The sequence below is a fragment of the Hoylesella timonensis 4401737 = DSM 22865 = JCM 15640 genome (assembly GCF_000455445.1).
GTDB classification, from domain to species: domain Bacteria; phylum Bacteroidota; class Bacteroidia; order Bacteroidales; family Bacteroidaceae; genus Prevotella; species Prevotella timonensis.
This window is the reverse complement of record NZ_HG417097.1, coordinates 1-15,964: the sequence shown is the minus strand read 5'-3', so window position 1 is coordinate 15,964 and position 15,964 is coordinate 1. Positions and strand designations below refer to the sequence as shown.

Below are 15,964 nucleotides of genomic sequence, written 5' to 3'. Positions count from 1 at the left end.
GCAGATACTCCCGGACGGAGGCAAGGCAGACAGGGATCGCCATTGAGCATGAATATGACCAATGGGGCGGACACACAGGACTGCGGAGTTCTCTCGGAGCGGAGCAGAATACCTCCTACACCTCACTTGGGGAGACGGAGACCCTCCATGCCCGGCAGTCAGAGGAATCAGACGCTTGGGAAAGCCGTATCCGCTACGATGATAGGGGACGCGAGATAGAGCGCTTTGCCACGGGTGGCGTGCGCATTACCTCGGAATACGACTTTGCGGGGCGTCTGGAGGCAAGGTGTACCTATGCGGGGACGGAATCGCGCGGACACCGCTTCTATGCATGGAGAAGGAACGACAGGCTGCTTTCCATGCGGTCCCACCTGAGGAAGTCTCCCGTGATGTACGACTATGACAGCTTCGGCACCCTCGTCGGTGCATCGCTTGACATGAGCGAGTGTCTCTTCAAGACTCCCGACATCATCGGCAACGTCTATCGGGACAGGGATGCCAGGGGACGTGTCTATGACAGGAGCGGCAAGCTGCTCAAGGATGAGAAGAACTACTATCGCTACGACGGGGAAGGCAATCTTATCCTCAAGAGCACTCGTAATGTCTTGGAGCCTCCCGTGATGCCGCAACCCAAGGATTGGCTTGACAAGCTCTTCACGAGAACAACGCCCAACGACAAGGAACTGCAGGCTCATTATGGCTGGCAACAGGGAGATACCGCTTACGAGTGGTACGGCAATGGCATGCTCAAGAGCGTACGCACGCCCGATGGTGCCACCATAAGGTTTGAGTACGATGCCTTGGGCAGGCGTACCCTCAAAGAGACGCACGACACATGCCATCGCTATGCTTGGGACGGCAATATGCTGCTGCATGAGTGGAGCTATGACAGGCGGGAAAAGCCGAGGACACAGCAGGATGAATTAGGGCGTATCCGTTATGACAGACAGGAGCCGTACACCAATCTCATTACATGGGTGTATGACGGTGGTAGTTACACCCCTGTGGCAAAGCTAACTGAGGAGGACAGCTATAGTATCGTGCAGGATTATCTGGGTACACCTATTCAGGCTCTCGACAGCAAGGGTGAGGTGGTTTGGGACTGCATCCTCGACATCTATGGAGATGTACTGGAACTGAGAGGAAAACGAGACTTCATACCTTTCCGTTTCCAAGGACAATACGAAGACCAAGAAACAGGGCTGTATTATAATAGGTTCAGGTATTATTCGCCTGAAACAGGTAATTACATCAGTCAAGACCCAATAAGATTAGCGGGGGGCAATCCCACTCTCTATGGCTATGTAGAGGATACGAATAATCAGATAGATGTTTTTGGATTAGATTGTACTAAAAATAAAAAAACAGCTTATTCTGGAAATAGTAGAAGAGATGCCTTTAGACAGGCTAAACGAGATGCTGGAATACCGATGGGTCAACAACCGAAGAAAGTATATTATACTGACCTTATGGATGGTCATGGAAAGCCTGTAATGGGTAAAAACAATAATCCCATTCAAACTAGGAATTATGAATTTGCTGATAATAATAGTGAAACCATTACTTTTCAAGAACATAGTTTAGGACATATTAAATCCAATCCAGGCGATCCTGCATCTAAACCACATTTTAATATAAGAGACTCCAATTTAGGTACAGGACATGTTGATGGCACTCACGGACACTATAATTTTTAGCAAGAAATATGAATATAATAGAAATAATAACTAGGAATCATTTTCTAAAACAGATATATCCTAATGGCATAATGGATATTTCACTAGTCTCTTTTTCAACTGACTTGTCTAATTATATTTTAACTATCAGAACAAGTATAAAGCCTTCTGTAGAAATTGAAAAATGGGGGCTATGGCTAAAAGATTATGATACAGTTGAAATTGAATTAAGAAATAGCTTTATTAAAGGGATGAAATGTCAAAATTGGTCGCATAACAATAGAAATATATGCCAGGTAGAAATAAAGAACCAAGAAGATGGTCTAAAAATAATAAGATTTTACGACAATAATTCAAATTGGTTATTGGAACTAGAAGTTTATGGATTAGTTTTCCAAGGGTGTAAGACTTATATGAAAGAGGGTAAAGATTATTATGCACAATAACAACTGTGTCGAGAAGCCAACCTACAAGGTGAGGTTGTTTTCAGTCACGATAAAAAGGGTCGTGTCATTAAAGAAGAGCAGATACTCCCGAACGGAGGCAAGGCACACAGGGTTGCCATTGAGCATGAATATGACCAATGGGGCGGACACACAGGACTGCGGAGTTCTCTCGGAGCGGAGCAGAATACCTCCTACACCCGACTTGGGGAGACGGAGACCCTCCATGCCCGGCAGTCAGAGGAATCAGACGCTTGGGAAAGCCGTATCCGCTACGATGAGAGGGGACGCGAGATAGAGCGCTTTGCCACGGGTGGCGTGCGCATTACCTCGGAATACGACTTTGCGGGACGTCTGGAGGCAAGGTGTACCTATGCGGGGACGGAATCGCGCGGACACCGCTTCTATGCATGGAGAAGGAACGACAGGCTGCTTTCCATGCAGTCCCACCTGAGGAAGTCTCCCGTGATGTACGACTATGACAGCTTCGGCACCCTCGTCGGTGCATCGCTTGACATGAGCGAGTGTCTCTTCAAGACTCCCGACATCATCGGCAACGTCTATCGGGACAGGGATGCCAGGGGACGTGTCTATGACAGGAGCGGCAGGCTGCTCAAGGATGAGAAGAACTACTATCGCTACGACGGGGAAGGCAATCTTATCCTCAAGAGCACTCGCAATGTCTTGGAGCCTCCCGTGATGCCGCAACCCAAGGATTGGCTTGACAAGCTCTTCACGCGAACCACACCCAATGACAAGGAACTGCAGGCACATTATGGCTGGCAACAGGGAGATACCGCTTACGAGTGGTATGGCAACGGCATGCTCAAGAGCGTACGCACGCCCGATGGTGCCACCATAAGGTTTGAGTACGATGCCTTGGGCAGGCGTACCCTTAAAGAGACGCACGACACATGCTATCGCTATGCCTGGGACGGCAACGTGCTGCTGCACGAGTGGAGCTATGACAGGCGGGAAAAGCCGAGAATGGAGAAAGATGAACTCGGTCGCATCCGCTATGACAGGTCAGAACCGTACAGTAACCTCATTACATGGGCGTATGACGGTGGAAGTTATACCCCGGTGGCAAAGCTCACCGAGGATGATAGTTATACCATCGTGCAAGACTACTTGGGTACGCCTATACAGGCTCTTGACAGCAAGGGAAATGTGGTCTGGGACTGCATACTTGACATCTATGGGGATGTACTGGAACTCAGAGGAAAACGAGACTTCATACCTTTCCGTTTCCAAGGACAATACGAAGACCAAGAAACAGGGCTTTATTATAATAGGTTCCGCTATTACTCCCCGCAAATGGGTATGTATATCTCTTCCGACCCTATCGGGCTTGCTGGAAACAATCCTACACTCTATGGATATGTTGAAGATGTCAATAGCTACTTGGACCTGTTCGGATTAGAAAAATGCGCTTTAAGTGCGAGTGATATGAAAAAAATGGGACCTGCTCCTAAAAATATGTATAATCCGCATAGACATCATATTGTAAGAGAACATGCTCCCTCTAATTGGTCTGCTGACGCAAGGAAATGGATAACTGACTCTCAAGATATAATAGCAGAAGTCGGAATAGATTTAAATTCTTCTATTGAAAATTTTGTTTGGGCTTCCAATGGGTTAGGCAATCATTCTAAAAAAGCAGCTAAAACAGTATATGATGAATTATCCAAAGTAAGAGGAAACCCTGAAGCCATAAAAGAGACATTAGGTTCACTTGGAGAGATCTTCTCTGGAACTGGTTTTAAATAAAATAAAAAAACATGAATGAATTGTATCAAAAAATTGAGAAATACATAACACAAGGTAATAGTATTGCTTTGGAAAAAATTTTGCGAGAAAATAGCACATTGAATTTAAATGATGGAGAATTGTATAATTTAAATCCACCGCTATATCGAGCTGCAAAATTGGGCTTATATGATATTTGTAAAATTCTTATTGATTATGGCGCTGATGTCAATTATACAAAAGATCATATATTCTATCCTTTAGAAGGTGCCGCATCTTCTAATAATATTGATATTGTAAAATTATTATTAGACAATAATACAGATATAAATGGATACGATTTAGTAAAACTTTCTGCAATTGGAACAGCTTGCACAAAAGGGCATTATGATATGATGGCGTATCTTGTTGAGTGTGGAGCAGATATAAATAGATTAAATATCGGATTATATCTGAGTCCGTTGGATTTAGCTATAATATGGAAACATGAACATCTATTTAACTATCTAATTGAAAATGGAGCATTATCAAATGTAAATAGGGATTATGATTGGACTTCAGAAAATGGGGGAGGAATATCCGCCCACATAGATTACTATATTGGAAGAGTAATACCAAATCGCTTCAATATTTTGTCAAATGGGACATTTAATAGAATTGCAATAACAAATAGTAACAGCAACGTACTCTTATATACCATAGGTAATTATAGGTATAGCAATCCATCAACAGAATTTATAATGATTTTACCATTAGGATGGAATCCATATTCAAGAATTGCACCTTCAAATTTACCTTATTTGATTATGGAATGGTTGTCTCTATGGTTACAAAATGGTCGTATTTTTTTCGATGGAGAATTTATTCCTCTTGATAAAATATGTGATAATACACAATTGGAGTATTCGGGTTTTCATGTTGTTGAATATAATTACACAACATTAGAATGTGATAAAAAAGACAATTCAGTTACATTGTTTACTCTAATTCCTCAAAAAAAGAAAAAAAAACCTCATTACGAACTTACACCTGTACTCTTAGAAAAATTGAAGAAAAAAAAATGGAAAACATTGGAATGGACATCTCTTCCAATATTATAATTGGATGAATCATGTTACTCGCGGACAGTCATATCATTATGGTAGTCGGAGTTGACGTCGATGTGACGACAGCTCCCCCCACCCTTACATAGGTATGGTGATGGACCCCACCGACTACATACCGTTCCTCGGCACGAACGTGAGCGTGAACGGGCTGAAGTGCGTCGTCTCGGACACGGGCGGCATGATTATCCCCCTGATGCACATCCCGCTTGCCGGTTCTTTCGCCATGGCTTCGATGATCGGGCACGAGAGCATGAACTTCTTCTCCTCCTAGACGGTTTTTGCAGAGGGGACGCGTTTAAGTCCCAAGGGATACATGGTAATGACCTGCAACGACGTAGGCATTCCTTTTTCGGGAGCATTGAGCAAGGTAGGCAAGAAAAAGTTCAAGTTCACTCCAACCCTCTTCGCCCCGACATCCTTCTCCATTCCCATTCCGACAGGTGCGCCTGTCATGGTGGGCGGTCCCTATGCCCCCGACTGGGGCGGTATGCTGACGGGGCTTTTGTCAAGCATCGGCTTCAGCACGCTGCTTGACAAAAGCCCCGGGTATTCCAATCGTGTCTTCAAGGGGTATGCTCATAAGGGAAAAAGTACGATGGGATGGTACTATGGCTTTAAGTTGCATCTGCTGTGTAATGAACGAGGAGAATTACTCAACTTTGCACTCACAAAGGCCAATGTGGATGACCGTAACCCAAAAGTATTCAATAACTTGACTAAGGATTTGTTCGGAAAGTTCTATGCGGACAAGGGATACAGCTCACAATCTCTTTTTGCTTCACTTTTCGATAGGGGAGTTCACATTGTCACGGGGATTATCAACATTTTCGCAGTGAAATGACAAAAAAATCAGATTTTCCTTGGTATTCACAATAAAAATGATTATATTTGTCAGCACCCTAATGACTTGAATAATCGAATATATAGAAAATATTAAATCATACAAATTATGGGACTATATCAATACGGTGTAGGTGGCAATGAAGTAAAAGTAGATGCCAATGAGTCAATTGCTGAGATTCCTTCGAATCGAACATTGTTTGTTCAGAAACTTACGGATGAAGCTCCGGTAAATCCAGAAGCTGTCTATGGTTTAGAGACAGTCGAGGATGTCTTCGAGCGTTTTAATCCGACAGTTCAATTAGAACACCAAGATCAGGAAGGAACGCCTGTCGTGGAAACCATGAGTTTTCATAATCTTGGAGATTTTGGTGCCAAGAACCTTAAAGAGAACAGCCCTTTCCTTTCTCAATTGGATGTGGAAAAAGAGCAGTATGTAAAGATTGCTCGTCAGTTATCCTCCAATCGTGCTTTGCTGAAAGCAGTGGAGAATGCTGAAACACGTTCGGCAATGATTGAGTTATTGGAAAAAGCCATAGAAGAAATATCAAAGTCTAATCCATCAAAAGAAGAATAACTATGGATACAGAGAAGAAGACTAAAAGCAGTCAGCAGGTAAGTTCAGTTGCACAGTCCTCTCAAGCAACATCGCCATCTTCATCTGCGCTAGACAAACTCAAAGAGTTTGGAGGTTTTGCTTTCATTGAGAATACAATTGACGGAATGTCAAACCTTAACCCCAATCGCAAGGCGAGGAGGAATATCTTTCTGACTGACGAACAGTGGGCAGGGGAACGAAAATTACTTTCCAGCCGTTTGAAAGTATGGATAGAACTCCTCAAATCTGGAGAGTCTGTCGAGAAAATGAGAGACGAGGCAAAGCAACGGGCTTTGCAAGTAGAAGAGAACCTCAATGCCAATCTTTTGGCGGCTCTCTCACGTACACGCGAGTTGGAAGCTGCTTATCGTTCCATCGCTTTATTCTACAAAAACACAGAAGCAGACAAGGTAAAGAATATTACGATTGTCAATGCAGACCTTGAACAGCTCCGAGACCTAGACAATACTCTTTTCATTGATTATATCGGCAATGAGTTAAAGCAGAATTACGACCGACTTGATTTGCGTCGTAACTATTCACTTCTAGTTGTCCCAGGCTATCTTGGCTCTAATGCCGTCTTAGACAAATGGTCTAAAATGGCACATGAAACCAAGGCAGTTCTGATTACGGATTTCCAAGACTTGGAAAGTCCAGATGATGTTGTAGATGTCTTTTTCAATGCTGATCACACAGGTGGTGAAGTCTTTAAGGCAAATACTATCATGACCTGCAACTGGTTGCTTGGTCGTCCGAAAGTAGATGCTGTTGGCGAAGAAGAGAACTTATATGTTGCCCCTTCTGGTGCTTTGGCAGGAAAAATCTACATGACATTGATGTCTCAAGTTGTTGCCGGAAAGAAATTTGGTGGACTGAACGAAGTAGAAAGTGTCCGTTTTGATTTAAAGAAAAGCGAAATTTCAGAACTGGAACGTATGGGACTCGTTCCTATGGTGAATGAGTATAGCCGTGTAATGGCATTCTCTGCAAAGACACTTTTCAATGGAGACAACATCGGTTTGCAGACCTATTCCGTTGTTCGTGTCTTTGACTATATCACCAAAGTGCTTTTTGACTTTTTGAACCGTAGAGCGTTTGAGAATTGGACAACACGCACAGAGGCTGATTTGCGTTCTCAAATTGTCAAGTTCTTGGACGGAGTTCAGGGACCAAGCAAACTTATCGAAAAGTTTAAGGTACTTAAGATAGAGCAAGATAAGAATCAGAAAGACAAGGTTCTCTTGGACATCCATATCACCCCATATTTCCCAGCAAAGAGTTTTGTGATACAACTCGCAGGACACAAAGGAGACAATCCGGAAGATACTGTTTGGGAAAGTGAGTATAAGCAGGAATAATCAAGTAAAATAATCAAGGTTACATACCTGATATATGTATATCAGGTATGTAACCTTTTTTATATAAAATTATGGGAATTACATTACAAGAATTTGAAAATTTATGTAGAAAGCGGCAGTTATATACTGGCTATGTACAAGGGTTAGGATATGTTTTTTGGAGACAACGTTCCGCTTTTTTTACTACTGGTCTGCCATCAACTAACCAATATTCTACTCCTTTTTATGAGTTAGTGGTTATAAAAGATGTCAAAAATGCAAACACTGGACTTGCACCATTAAGAGGTTTAATCAGTACAGGTACATCTGCTCTTTCTCTATACGGAATAGCAAATTCTATTGAACAATTATCTACTAAACCTGTAATAGTTGGAGGAAAGTATATACAGATAAATCCACAGGGGACACTTGTTCGTAATCCTAATAGAGTTTTTACTACTCGAGGAAAAATAGCTACAAAAGTAGGAAGAAAAATTCTTGGGGCAGGTATTATTATTGATACAACCCTTTGGCTTGCAGGAGAACAGAATTTTACTGATGCAGCAACTAATGTTGGTGTAAGTGTAGGCATCTATATTATAGGTGATATATGTCCACCTGCAGGTATAGTATTAGGGATTTTATGGTTTATAATAAGTTCCTCAAAACGGTCATTTATACCAGCAAAAAGTTATGAAGAAATTCATGGAACCATTACACCTGCAGACGCAACAAGGGTAGTACGTCCACATTACGATTACAGTATTCCATTTAAATATAATCCTCACTATCCAGAATTTCGGCAAGGGAAATTAAGATGATCACTATCTCAAGTAAAATTACATAAATGAAAACTTACTTTATTCCACAAAATGACAAGATATCATTTTGTGATAATATATTTTATTGGCTTTGGCACAATACACCCAAAAGAGGTTTTCCTGATCGTACTTTTGCTATAATAGCTGTTCTTCAATTTTCTTATATAGTGTTCTTTGTAATAATGCTATTAATTTTACTAAATATAGTAATAGAGAGAAGTATTGCTGATAGTTTTGAACTATTGAGTAGCCCATTGTTCATATTATTTGTATTTTTAATTCTTATCAATATGAGAATATACAATGAAAACAAATATGAAAAACTACAGACACACTTCAATAAACTCTCATTGAAGGAAGTGAAGATTTATAAAAAGAAATTCTTCTACAGTATGCTTATAAGCGTTATAATAATAGTCATAGAATTATTTTTTTTTATTATTATAAATCAACAGTAAAGACAATATTTCTTCATAGTTCAAAAGACCGGGAAAACACCGTGGTATGCAAAGTATAGGATTAATCCGAATCCCTCAATAGGAAAGAAGTACATTCTGTATCGAAGTAGTCAGTGTTGAATTTATTACTCTTTAATCAACTTAGACAATTCTGGATCATTCTTAATCCGCTCAATTTCAACATTTACAAGGGAAAAGATTTCTTGCTTTACCTTTCGATAATTGGCTTCAATGGTCTCTTTAAGATTATCGGAGCCATCTTCATTTTTGAATTCCACTATCACTGGGATGGGCTGGTATGCTTTCATTTCAGCCGACACCTTGGCACTATCCACGACAATCTCCGCGTGGAAAATTTTCTGGTCGATACGTTCGTCAAAGTTGTCGGACACAGCGCCCACAAACATACCTTGTGTAAGGTTGCTTATTTTCGATGCAGGGATAAGGCTATCCATCTGGGTGGAAATGGAAGTGGACTTATCGTTACGGTTGATGGTCATAGACTGCCGTTGCTGAAGCACTTTTCCGAAACGCTCGGAAAGCGTCTTGGCGGTTTCGCCAACCACTTGCCCACTGAACACATTTCCCACGGTGTTTTGTATTACCTTGCTCTCCTTGTCGCCATAATCCCTTGTTAATTGGCTAAAGTCCTGAAAGCCCAAACACACAGCCACCTTGTTACTTCTTGCAGTGGCAATCAGATTGTCCAAGCCACGAAAGTAGATAGTCGGCAACTCGTCAATGATAACCGAACTTTTTAGTTGTTTCTTCTTGTTGATAAGTTTCACGATACGGCTATTATATAATCCGAGTGCCGCCGAGTAGATATTCTGACGGTCGGGATTATTACCGACAACCAGCACCTTCGGCTCGTTGGGATTGTTGATGTCAAGCGAGAAATCATCACCTGTCATCACCCAATAGAGAGCCGGAGAAATCATACGTGATAGCGGTATCTTGGCACTGGCTATCTGTCCCTGCAACTGGTCCTGCGCTCCACCCTCCCAAGCGTCCATGAAAGGCGAAAGGTAGTTGGCAAGTTCATCATAGGAAGTGAGTATAGGAAATATCTGTGCGTAGGGACGGTTCAGGAACTCAATGGCATGAGGGAAAGTGCAGTACTTTCCGTCCTCATAGATTTTGAGAAACCAAATGATGGCTGCCAATAGGATAATTGGTGACTCCACAAAGAAGTCTCCCTGCTTTTGTATCCACGAGCGATTCAGATTGAGCATGATGGTGTAGGCACTCTCATAGGCATCCGATATGTCCGTCATAAAGGCTGGATTGATAGGATTGCACCGATGCGATTTCCTCGGGGCATCGAAGTTGATGACATAGAACTGCGGCTTTACCTTGTAGGCATCCAAGTGATTAAGCAGGTGATTATAAGCAATCTCGGAAAGGTCGGGAAACTTATAGTCGTAGATGTACATGGCAAAGCCTTTTTCTATTTGCTGCTTGATGTAATTGTTCACGATAGCGTAGGACTTACCCGAACCCGGTGTTCCGAGTACCATTGAGGCACGGAAAGGATTGACCACGTTAATCCAGCCCTTATTCCATTTCTTCTTATAGTAAAAACGTGTGGGGAGATTGACGGAGTATTCATTTTCCATCAACCGTGTTTCCTGCATGAAACTCTCGTTTTCTGTGTTGAACACATCGTCCATCAAGTTATTTTTGAGTAGTCGGCTCATCCATACGCCACCCATCAGCAGACAGATATAGCCAACGGAGAGCGTGAAGATATAGAGTGAAGCCGCCCCAATTTTTCCTATGGGCAATGACAATAGCCACCAGTTGAGAAAGAAAAAGACGAAGCCGGAGAAAAGCACTGTCCAAATCTTTGGCCATGTGATTTTCTCCTCCTTCACGCCTTTCGTCCCCAAACAGGAAAGGGCAAGGAATACCACGCAAAAGAGTTTTGTCCAGAGGATGGACGAAAACAATCCTGTGGTACGCTGGAAGTTCATCAGTATCTTATTGATGATACCAAGTGTGAAGTGCCACTGCTGAAATGCCTCGTAACAGAACCAATAACAGTTAATAAGGAGGAATATCACAGATATACCCCGCATAAAGTCCATAACTTTACCCAATGCCCTTAAATCATCTTCTTGTGCCATAATAATGTATTTGTAGCCTCCCCCCAACCCCTCCGAAAGGAGGGGAGTTGGAATTGCTCGTTTATTTAATGTTTTCTTCGTCTAAGATTTACCTTACTTTGCTTTCGGAGTTTACGCTGCCATGCCGCTTCTTTCCAATCATCATTGCCCGATGCAGAGAAAGTTTCTCCCACCATATCGTCGATTAGTTCATCAACAAGGTTGTCGCCTTCCTCTGTGTCTTGTTGTAATAACTGCATGTTATTTATCTGTTCATGGCTAACGGACGGATTACCATAAAGCGATTCATCCAAGAATGGATTGTGAGCAGGGTTAGAGAAGTACTCGTTAAACTTATTGGCGGCATATCCCTTCCCCAATCGTGAGCCGTTGAGCGCAACGCCTCCTTCGTCGTCTATGAAGGTAATGCCATAGATACGTCCGCTTTCATTCTTTCGGATTGCCACACGCAAGCCCTGTTCCTCCAATCTTTGTCGAAGTTCTTCCTCTGTCTTTGGAGAGGTACGCATAACTTCCAATATCTTTCTTCTAACGGTTGGTATCAGCGGCTTGATGGCTTGCTTCGATTTCCGCATCCTGTTCTGCACGGCAGTGTGGCCTACACCACGGCCGATGTCTGAGGCATGGATGGGTGTGCCTGCCTTGTTTCCCTTGTCATTAGTCGAGACATAGACAAGCCCGTCGTATTTCCTTCCCCGAAACTCCTTCCTGACTTCTTCCACTGCAAGATTGTATGCGGAGAGAACGGCGTTCAGTTCACCCAATGAACAGAAGCGATAATGCTTCAGCACCCTGCGGAGGACGCTTGCCACCTGCTCCTTGATGTTTCCTTTACCCATATCCACCTTGGGCGTTTCTGTTTCTGCCTTATTACTAATTTTTGAACTTGGAATAAGATTATACTTCCTTTCCAAGGCATCGGTAATCTGCTTGCTCCGCCGCTTCTCAAACTTATCGTTCATCTTTCTTCCTTTGCTGTCCACCCGAAGCGACACGATGTGTATATGCTCACGGGCAATGTCATTATGCTTGAAGACGATGTAGGGTTGCTTGCCATAGCCGAGTGCCTCCATATATTCCTTTGCAATCTGCGTGAGTTGCTCATCAGATAGTTTCTCGTCTGGGTGCGGATTGAGGGAGCAGTGAAAAACCGTTTTCTTTGTCCTGCATTGCTCTGGTATCGTCTTTTGCATATCGGCAAGTACCTTATCCATTTGAAAAGTGCCATCGAAGCCTTTCCGAAGTTCGTTCACGCAGAGGACTACCGCTTCGTTGTGCTGCATCTTTTTGAAGTTATACCCCAATGCTCCTCCAAGGTTCTCGGTAGAAGAAATCTTTGCAATCATATTCCTTTATCGACTATCAAATTGTTCCGTCAGTTGGATGGCTTTCTGTTGTAGCGTGATGATTTGACCAGAGATTTTTTCCAATTTTTCAAGTAAAATCTGTGCAGTTTTCACGCTGTGATAAGAGTTTATTGCGCGTACTGTTTGGTTGTAGAGTACGCCTATCCGATGATTTTCGGCAATCAATTCCGAGAGTTTACGATAATAATCCACAGCGGATTTATCTACTGTTATCACCTTGAACTTCTCCCCAAGAATACAGCCACGCACAAAATCAGACTTCGATTTTGCACCGGATTTATGGAAAAGTTCAATGACTTTTTGCTGGTCTTTGGGGTTGGGCAACCGTACATGCCAGTTGTCCCAACGGGGTTTGCTTGACATTTTCCGTTCTGAACCGTATTCTCTTTCTTTATCCATATCCATTTGGTTTCTAATTACGACTTTGGAGTGATTATCCCCTCGCACCGAGGCAAGGGTCTTTGTGGTACAAACGTCGGTTTGTGTCACAAAGACACACCTTGCCAATATCAAGAGTTGATGCAATAGAAGCATCCACCTGTAAGGGTGTCCGCTTCGGATAGTTTACCTCCATGTTTTCTATCTGCCTGCAAAGTTACAGTGGATTTTCAAATATCTCATTATCAGCGACATTCACTCTTTTTCCTTTCATTTCCCTGCATTTCATAGGCATCATAAAATCAGCCGAAATATCATTTATTTTGCAGTCAGAACGAGCGAACAATGGTATGATGTCACAAGCAAAAGACATATCATATTACCGCCTGCTTGCACCAAAGATGATAAGAAAGAACAATACATATTCATAACAATTTATTGTCATGACAAACTATTGTCAGTACAACAGATTGTAAGAACTCGAAATAGTTCTTTAGGACTATCGTATGAACCAAATGTAGTCAAAACAAACTGTCTGCTGATAACTCTTAAGAATAAAAGAACATCCAAACATCAAATAGACAAATAATATGAACTAAGAAATTATCATTATGGAGAACAAAGAACAACGCCCCCTTTTTCTGGGCTTCTCTTCCCAAAAGGGAGGAGTGGGAAAAAGTACTCTTGCCGAAATCGTAAGCAGCATATTGTACTACGAACAAGGCATCAACCTCTTCGTGATGGACTGCGACCTGTCGCAAGACTCTTTCTACAAACTGAGGGAACGTGAGAAAAGTATCGTTCAGGAGAGCGAAGAGCTTTCCAAATCCATGCAGGAGTACTTTCATCACCTCGGCAAAAAAGCATACAGAATTTACAAGTCTGCACCCAATGAAGCCGTCAGGACTGCACGAAGTAAAATCGACGGTATCAGCAACGAGAAGTACCAGTTGGTTATATTTGATTTCCCGGGACATGCTGGAACAACCGAACTGATGGAACTGTCCCTTCAGATGGACTATATCCTTTCTCCGATTGAAGCCGATATTCAGTCGCTGGTTTCATGTCTGGCATACGCCAAGACTATCACGGAGATTGGAGTTTCGATGTCCGACTCCCGGATAAAGGACATTATCCTGTTCTGGAACAAGGTGGACAGAAGAGTAAGGAACATCATCATCGATGAATATACAAAGCTCATCGACGAATACGAACTCACGCTCCTGCCCGGCTATGTATATGCCACGCACCGCTTCTCTCACGAACTTTCCACATACGGACTGCGCGGAGTGTTCCGCTCTACCTATCAGCCTCCTGCAAGGGGATTACGAACGGGTACAGGGCTGGACGAACTCGTCAATGAGATAATTCAACGTTTCAAACTAAAAACGAAAACAGAAAATGGCAACGATTGAGGAAAGAAAGCAACAGCTGGAAAACAAGCTGAAGAAAATGGCAGAGGACAATGTCGTGGTAAAACCTGTCACGATACCAAACTCCTTCGACCCTTCCGAGGATACTGAGTCCTCCCCTGCAACATCAGGGGAGGAAGACAATAATTTAGAAGAGACGAAAGCGAAAATAGCAAAAGAAAAACCAGTAGATGAAATAGAAAGAGAGAAAACGGGGAACACGGAACAGAAACGGGAAAGGAAGCCGAGAATGGAAAAACCTGGTGTGTCCTCCCTTTCCATAGAGGACTACCGTTCCCTGTACTTTCATCCTGTCCGCTCCCAAATGCGGACAGCCTTCTCCATTAATCTGGAAACGCTGCAGAACCTGCGCAACGTGTTGCAGGACTTGGGGGAGCGTGTTTCCATAGCCGCATATATAGATAACATTCTTAGGGAACACCTGCGTGAACATTTGGAATTGCTCAACAGTGCGGCAGCAAAACAAAGACGCAAGACAACTATAACACTATGATGGAAACAATACTTTTCAGTTTTATACTGATACTCATCATCATTTGGATAATGCTGGGTATCCTGTACTTCTATATGCGGTATGTATCTCCGTATGGCATCCTTATCAAGAAAAATAAAAAGGGCAATGAGCAGACTAAGGAGAATGAAGCGACGAAGAAAAAAGACGGACAAAAAGGAGAAGGAACAGAAGATCAAGCCGAGTTTGTACTGATTGGCAAAAGCCGTTCCACTTCCCCTATTATCCCACAAGTTCCCTCTGCTTCATCATTAGAAAATTCAAAGCAGAATAGTAATAATTTTGCACCTCAGAACTCCGAAAATAAAGATGATATGAAGGAAGAGGATAACGAGATGGAGGTTAGCTATGAGATGGAAAGAGAGGACGAAAACGAGGTTGCTCGCGAGGAGCTGAGTCTGCCCATTGAGTCCGCATCTGAAGATGGCGAGGTATCCAGTCAATCTATCCTCGCACGTGACTTAGGTCGCATGAGAAAGTGGCGTAAGAACAGTGATGAGGTAGACGATGCCGAAGTCAAGGAAATTGTCGGTCAACTTAAAGGCACTGACTTTATGGAGAAATACAAGGAGTATGTCGCCAAAATGCAAGGTGAGCAGTCCATCCTGCTGGATAAAATCCGAAGAGCAGAGGAAGGAGAAGAGCAGACATATGAATTGTCCACTTTCGATGCCTCCAGAAAGAACTCTTCTGACAATATGATGACGGAAACTGACGATATGGGCGAGCGTCCACTGTCATACTATCTGTAAGACTAATGTTTTTATTCATATTGTAAAGTGATGCGGGGGTGGCTCAAAAGTAAAACAATCTGCCAATATCTGTCATACGATAAAACCGAGCTACCCCTTGCCACTTTTACCTAAAAGAAAGCACATATGTTTAACAACTTAAAATAAAAACAGCAATGAACAACAAAAAGAAAATCACAATGCTGCTCCTGATGGCTGCCGCCACCGCAGGAGCTTATGCACAGGGCAACGGCATGGCTGGTATCAACGAAGCCACGAAAATGGTAACCTCCTACTTTGACCCTGGCACAAAACTCATTTATGCCATCGGCGCCGTGGTGGGCTTGATCGGAGGAATAAAAGTCTATAACAAGTTCTCTAGTGGTG

General features: G+C 42.8%; 16 protein-coding genes and 1 pseudogene. 13 read left to right on the top strand and 4 right to left on the bottom strand.

The window, feature by feature from the left end; genetic code table 11:
- Both BN35_RS14285 and BN35_RS08510 read left to right on the top strand, forming a co-directional pair.
- On the top strand, positions 1 to 1,697 hold a 1,697-nt coding region (locus BN35_RS14285; protein WP_272867475.1), incomplete at its 5' end, for an HNH/endonuclease VII fold putative polymorphic toxin.
- A gap of 8 nt (positions 1,698 to 1,705) precedes the next feature.
- Entirely contained in the window at positions 1,706 to 2,122 is a 417-nt protein-coding gene (locus BN35_RS08510; RefSeq protein ID WP_025073272.1) for a hypothetical protein, read from the top strand.
- Between the two features lie 21 nt (positions 2,123 to 2,143).
- On the opposite strand, the gene BN35_RS13610 is transcribed toward BN35_RS08510, so the two are convergent.
- Positions 2,144 to 2,347, bottom strand: coding sequence for a hypothetical protein (locus BN35_RS13610; protein ID WP_145992946.1), 204 nt, complete (start codon positions 2,345 to 2,347; stop codon positions 2,144 to 2,146).
- Positions 2,348 to 2,437: 90 nt separating this feature from the next.
- Between BN35_RS13610 and BN35_RS14280 the strand changes: the two genes are divergently transcribed.
- The 7 genes and pseudogenes from BN35_RS14280 (at position 2,438) to BN35_RS08480 (ending at position 8,570) form a co-directional block, all read left to right on the top strand.
- Complete coding sequence (locus BN35_RS14280; RefSeq protein ID WP_052328483.1) at positions 2,438 to 3,889, top strand: RHS repeat-associated core domain-containing protein; 1,452 nt, start codon at positions 2,438 to 2,440, stop codon at positions 3,887 to 3,889.
- Positions 3,890 to 3,900: 11 nt separating this feature from the next.
- The gene (locus BN35_RS08500; RefSeq protein ID WP_025073173.1) at positions 3,901 to 4,968 is read left to right on the top strand and encodes an ankyrin repeat domain-containing protein; all 1,068 of its coding nucleotides are present in this window, start codon (positions 3,901 to 3,903) and stop codon (positions 4,966 to 4,968) included.
- 100 nt (positions 4,969 to 5,068) lie between these two features.
- On the top strand, positions 5,069 to 5,245 hold the full coding sequence (locus BN35_RS14150) for a hypothetical protein (protein ID WP_234396814.1): 177 nt from the start codon (positions 5,069 to 5,071) through the stop codon (positions 5,243 to 5,245).
- A 276-nt stretch (positions 5,246 to 5,521) separates the two neighbouring features.
- A pseudogene (locus BN35_RS13180) lies at positions 5,522 to 5,791 on the top strand (transposase); the annotation flags it as partial.
- 132 nt (positions 5,792 to 5,923) lie between these two features.
- Complete coding sequence (locus BN35_RS08490; RefSeq protein WP_004356174.1) at positions 5,924 to 6,391, top strand: hypothetical protein; 468 nt, start codon at positions 5,924 to 5,926, stop codon at positions 6,389 to 6,391.
- Positions 6,392 to 6,393: 2 nt separating this feature from the next.
- Entirely contained in the window at positions 6,394 to 7,770 is a 1,377-nt protein-coding gene (locus tag BN35_RS08485; RefSeq protein WP_025073170.1) for a DUF5458 family protein, read from the top strand.
- A 71-nt stretch (positions 7,771 to 7,841) separates the two neighbouring features.
- Positions 7,842 to 8,570, top strand: a complete 729-nt coding sequence (locus BN35_RS08480) for a hypothetical protein (protein WP_004356164.1) — start codon at positions 7,842 to 7,844, stop codon at positions 8,568 to 8,570.
- Positions 8,571 to 9,153: 583 nt separating this feature from the next.
- On the opposite strand, the gene mobC is transcribed toward BN35_RS08480, so the two are convergent.
- The 3 genes from mobC to BN35_RS08460 all read right to left on the bottom strand — a co-directional run bounded on the left by mobC (position 9,154) and on the right by BN35_RS08460 (position 12,923).
- The gene (gene mobC / locus BN35_RS08470; protein ID WP_004356173.1) at positions 9,154 to 11,157 is read right to left on the bottom strand and encodes a conjugal transfer protein MobC; all 2,004 of its coding nucleotides are present in this window, start codon (positions 11,155 to 11,157) and stop codon (positions 9,154 to 9,156) included.
- A 65-nt stretch (positions 11,158 to 11,222) separates the two neighbouring features.
- On the bottom strand, positions 11,223 to 12,503 hold the full coding sequence (gene mobB / locus BN35_RS08465) for a conjugal transfer protein MobB (protein ID WP_007173294.1): 1,281 nt from the start codon (positions 12,501 to 12,503) through the stop codon (positions 11,223 to 11,225).
- Positions 12,504 to 12,509: 6 nt separating this feature from the next.
- On the bottom strand, positions 12,510 to 12,923 hold the full coding sequence (locus BN35_RS08460) for a plasmid mobilization protein (protein ID WP_025073148.1): 414 nt from the start codon (positions 12,921 to 12,923) through the stop codon (positions 12,510 to 12,512).
- Positions 12,924 to 13,513: 590 nt separating this feature from the next.
- Between BN35_RS08460 and BN35_RS08455 the strand changes: the two genes are divergently transcribed.
- From BN35_RS08455 to BN35_RS08440, 4 genes are all read left to right on the top strand, one after another.
- Positions 13,514 to 14,317, top strand: a complete 804-nt coding sequence (locus tag BN35_RS08455) for a division plane positioning ATPase MipZ (RefSeq protein WP_025073149.1) — start codon at positions 13,514 to 13,516, stop codon at positions 14,315 to 14,317.
- Positions 14,304 to 14,828: a DUF3408 domain-containing protein gene (locus BN35_RS08450; RefSeq protein WP_028901333.1), complete on the top strand. Its 525-nt coding sequence runs from the start codon at positions 14,304 to 14,306 to the stop codon at positions 14,826 to 14,828. The genes BN35_RS08455 and BN35_RS08450 overlap by 14 nt, the downstream gene beginning before the upstream one ends.
- The gene (locus BN35_RS08445) at positions 14,825 to 15,598 is read left to right on the top strand and encodes a hypothetical protein (protein WP_025073151.1); all 774 of its coding nucleotides are present in this window, start codon (positions 14,825 to 14,827) and stop codon (positions 15,596 to 15,598) included. Before BN35_RS08450 ends, BN35_RS08445 begins: the two co-directional genes overlap by 4 nt.
- A 155-nt stretch (positions 15,599 to 15,753) precedes the next feature.
- Positions 15,754 to 15,964: DUF4134 family protein (locus tag BN35_RS08440; RefSeq protein ID WP_044071388.1), on the top strand; the 211-nt coding region annotated here is incomplete at its 3' end.

Coding starts and splice junctions, on each gene's coding strand:
- BN35_RS08510 (WP_025073272.1), top strand. CDS start 1,706: ATGAATATAATAGAAATAATAACTAGGAATCATTTTCTAAAACAGATA.
- BN35_RS13610 (WP_145992946.1), bottom strand. CDS start 2,347: ATGGAGGGTCTCCGTCTCCCCAAGTCGGGTGTAGGAGGTATTCTGCTC.
- BN35_RS08500 (WP_025073173.1), top strand. CDS start 3,901: ATGAATGAATTGTATCAAAAAATTGAGAAATACATAACACAAGGTAAT.
- BN35_RS14150 (WP_234396814.1), top strand. CDS start 5,069: ATGGACCCCACCGACTACATACCGTTCCTCGGCACGAACGTGAGCGTG.
- BN35_RS08490 (WP_004356174.1), top strand. CDS start 5,924: ATGGGACTATATCAATACGGTGTAGGTGGCAATGAAGTAAAAGTAGAT.
- BN35_RS08485 (WP_025073170.1), top strand. CDS start 6,394: ATGGATACAGAGAAGAAGACTAAAAGCAGTCAGCAGGTAAGTTCAGTT.
- BN35_RS08480 (WP_004356164.1), top strand. CDS start 7,842: ATGGGAATTACATTACAAGAATTTGAAAATTTATGTAGAAAGCGGCAG.
- mobC (WP_004356173.1), bottom strand. CDS start 11,157: ATGGCACAAGAAGATGATTTAAGGGCATTGGGTAAAGTTATGGACTTT.
- mobB (WP_007173294.1), bottom strand. CDS start 12,503: ATGATTGCAAAGATTTCTTCTACCGAGAACCTTGGAGGAGCATTGGGG.
- BN35_RS08460 (WP_025073148.1), bottom strand. CDS start 12,923: ATGGATAAAGAAAGAGAATACGGTTCAGAACGGAAAATGTCAAGCAAA.
- BN35_RS08455 (WP_025073149.1), top strand. CDS start 13,514: ATGGAGAACAAAGAACAACGCCCCCTTTTTCTGGGCTTCTCTTCCCAA.
- BN35_RS08450 (WP_028901333.1), top strand. CDS start 14,304: ATGGCAACGATTGAGGAAAGAAAGCAACAGCTGGAAAACAAGCTGAAG.
- BN35_RS08445 (WP_025073151.1), top strand. CDS start 14,825: ATGATGGAAACAATACTTTTCAGTTTTATACTGATACTCATCATCATT.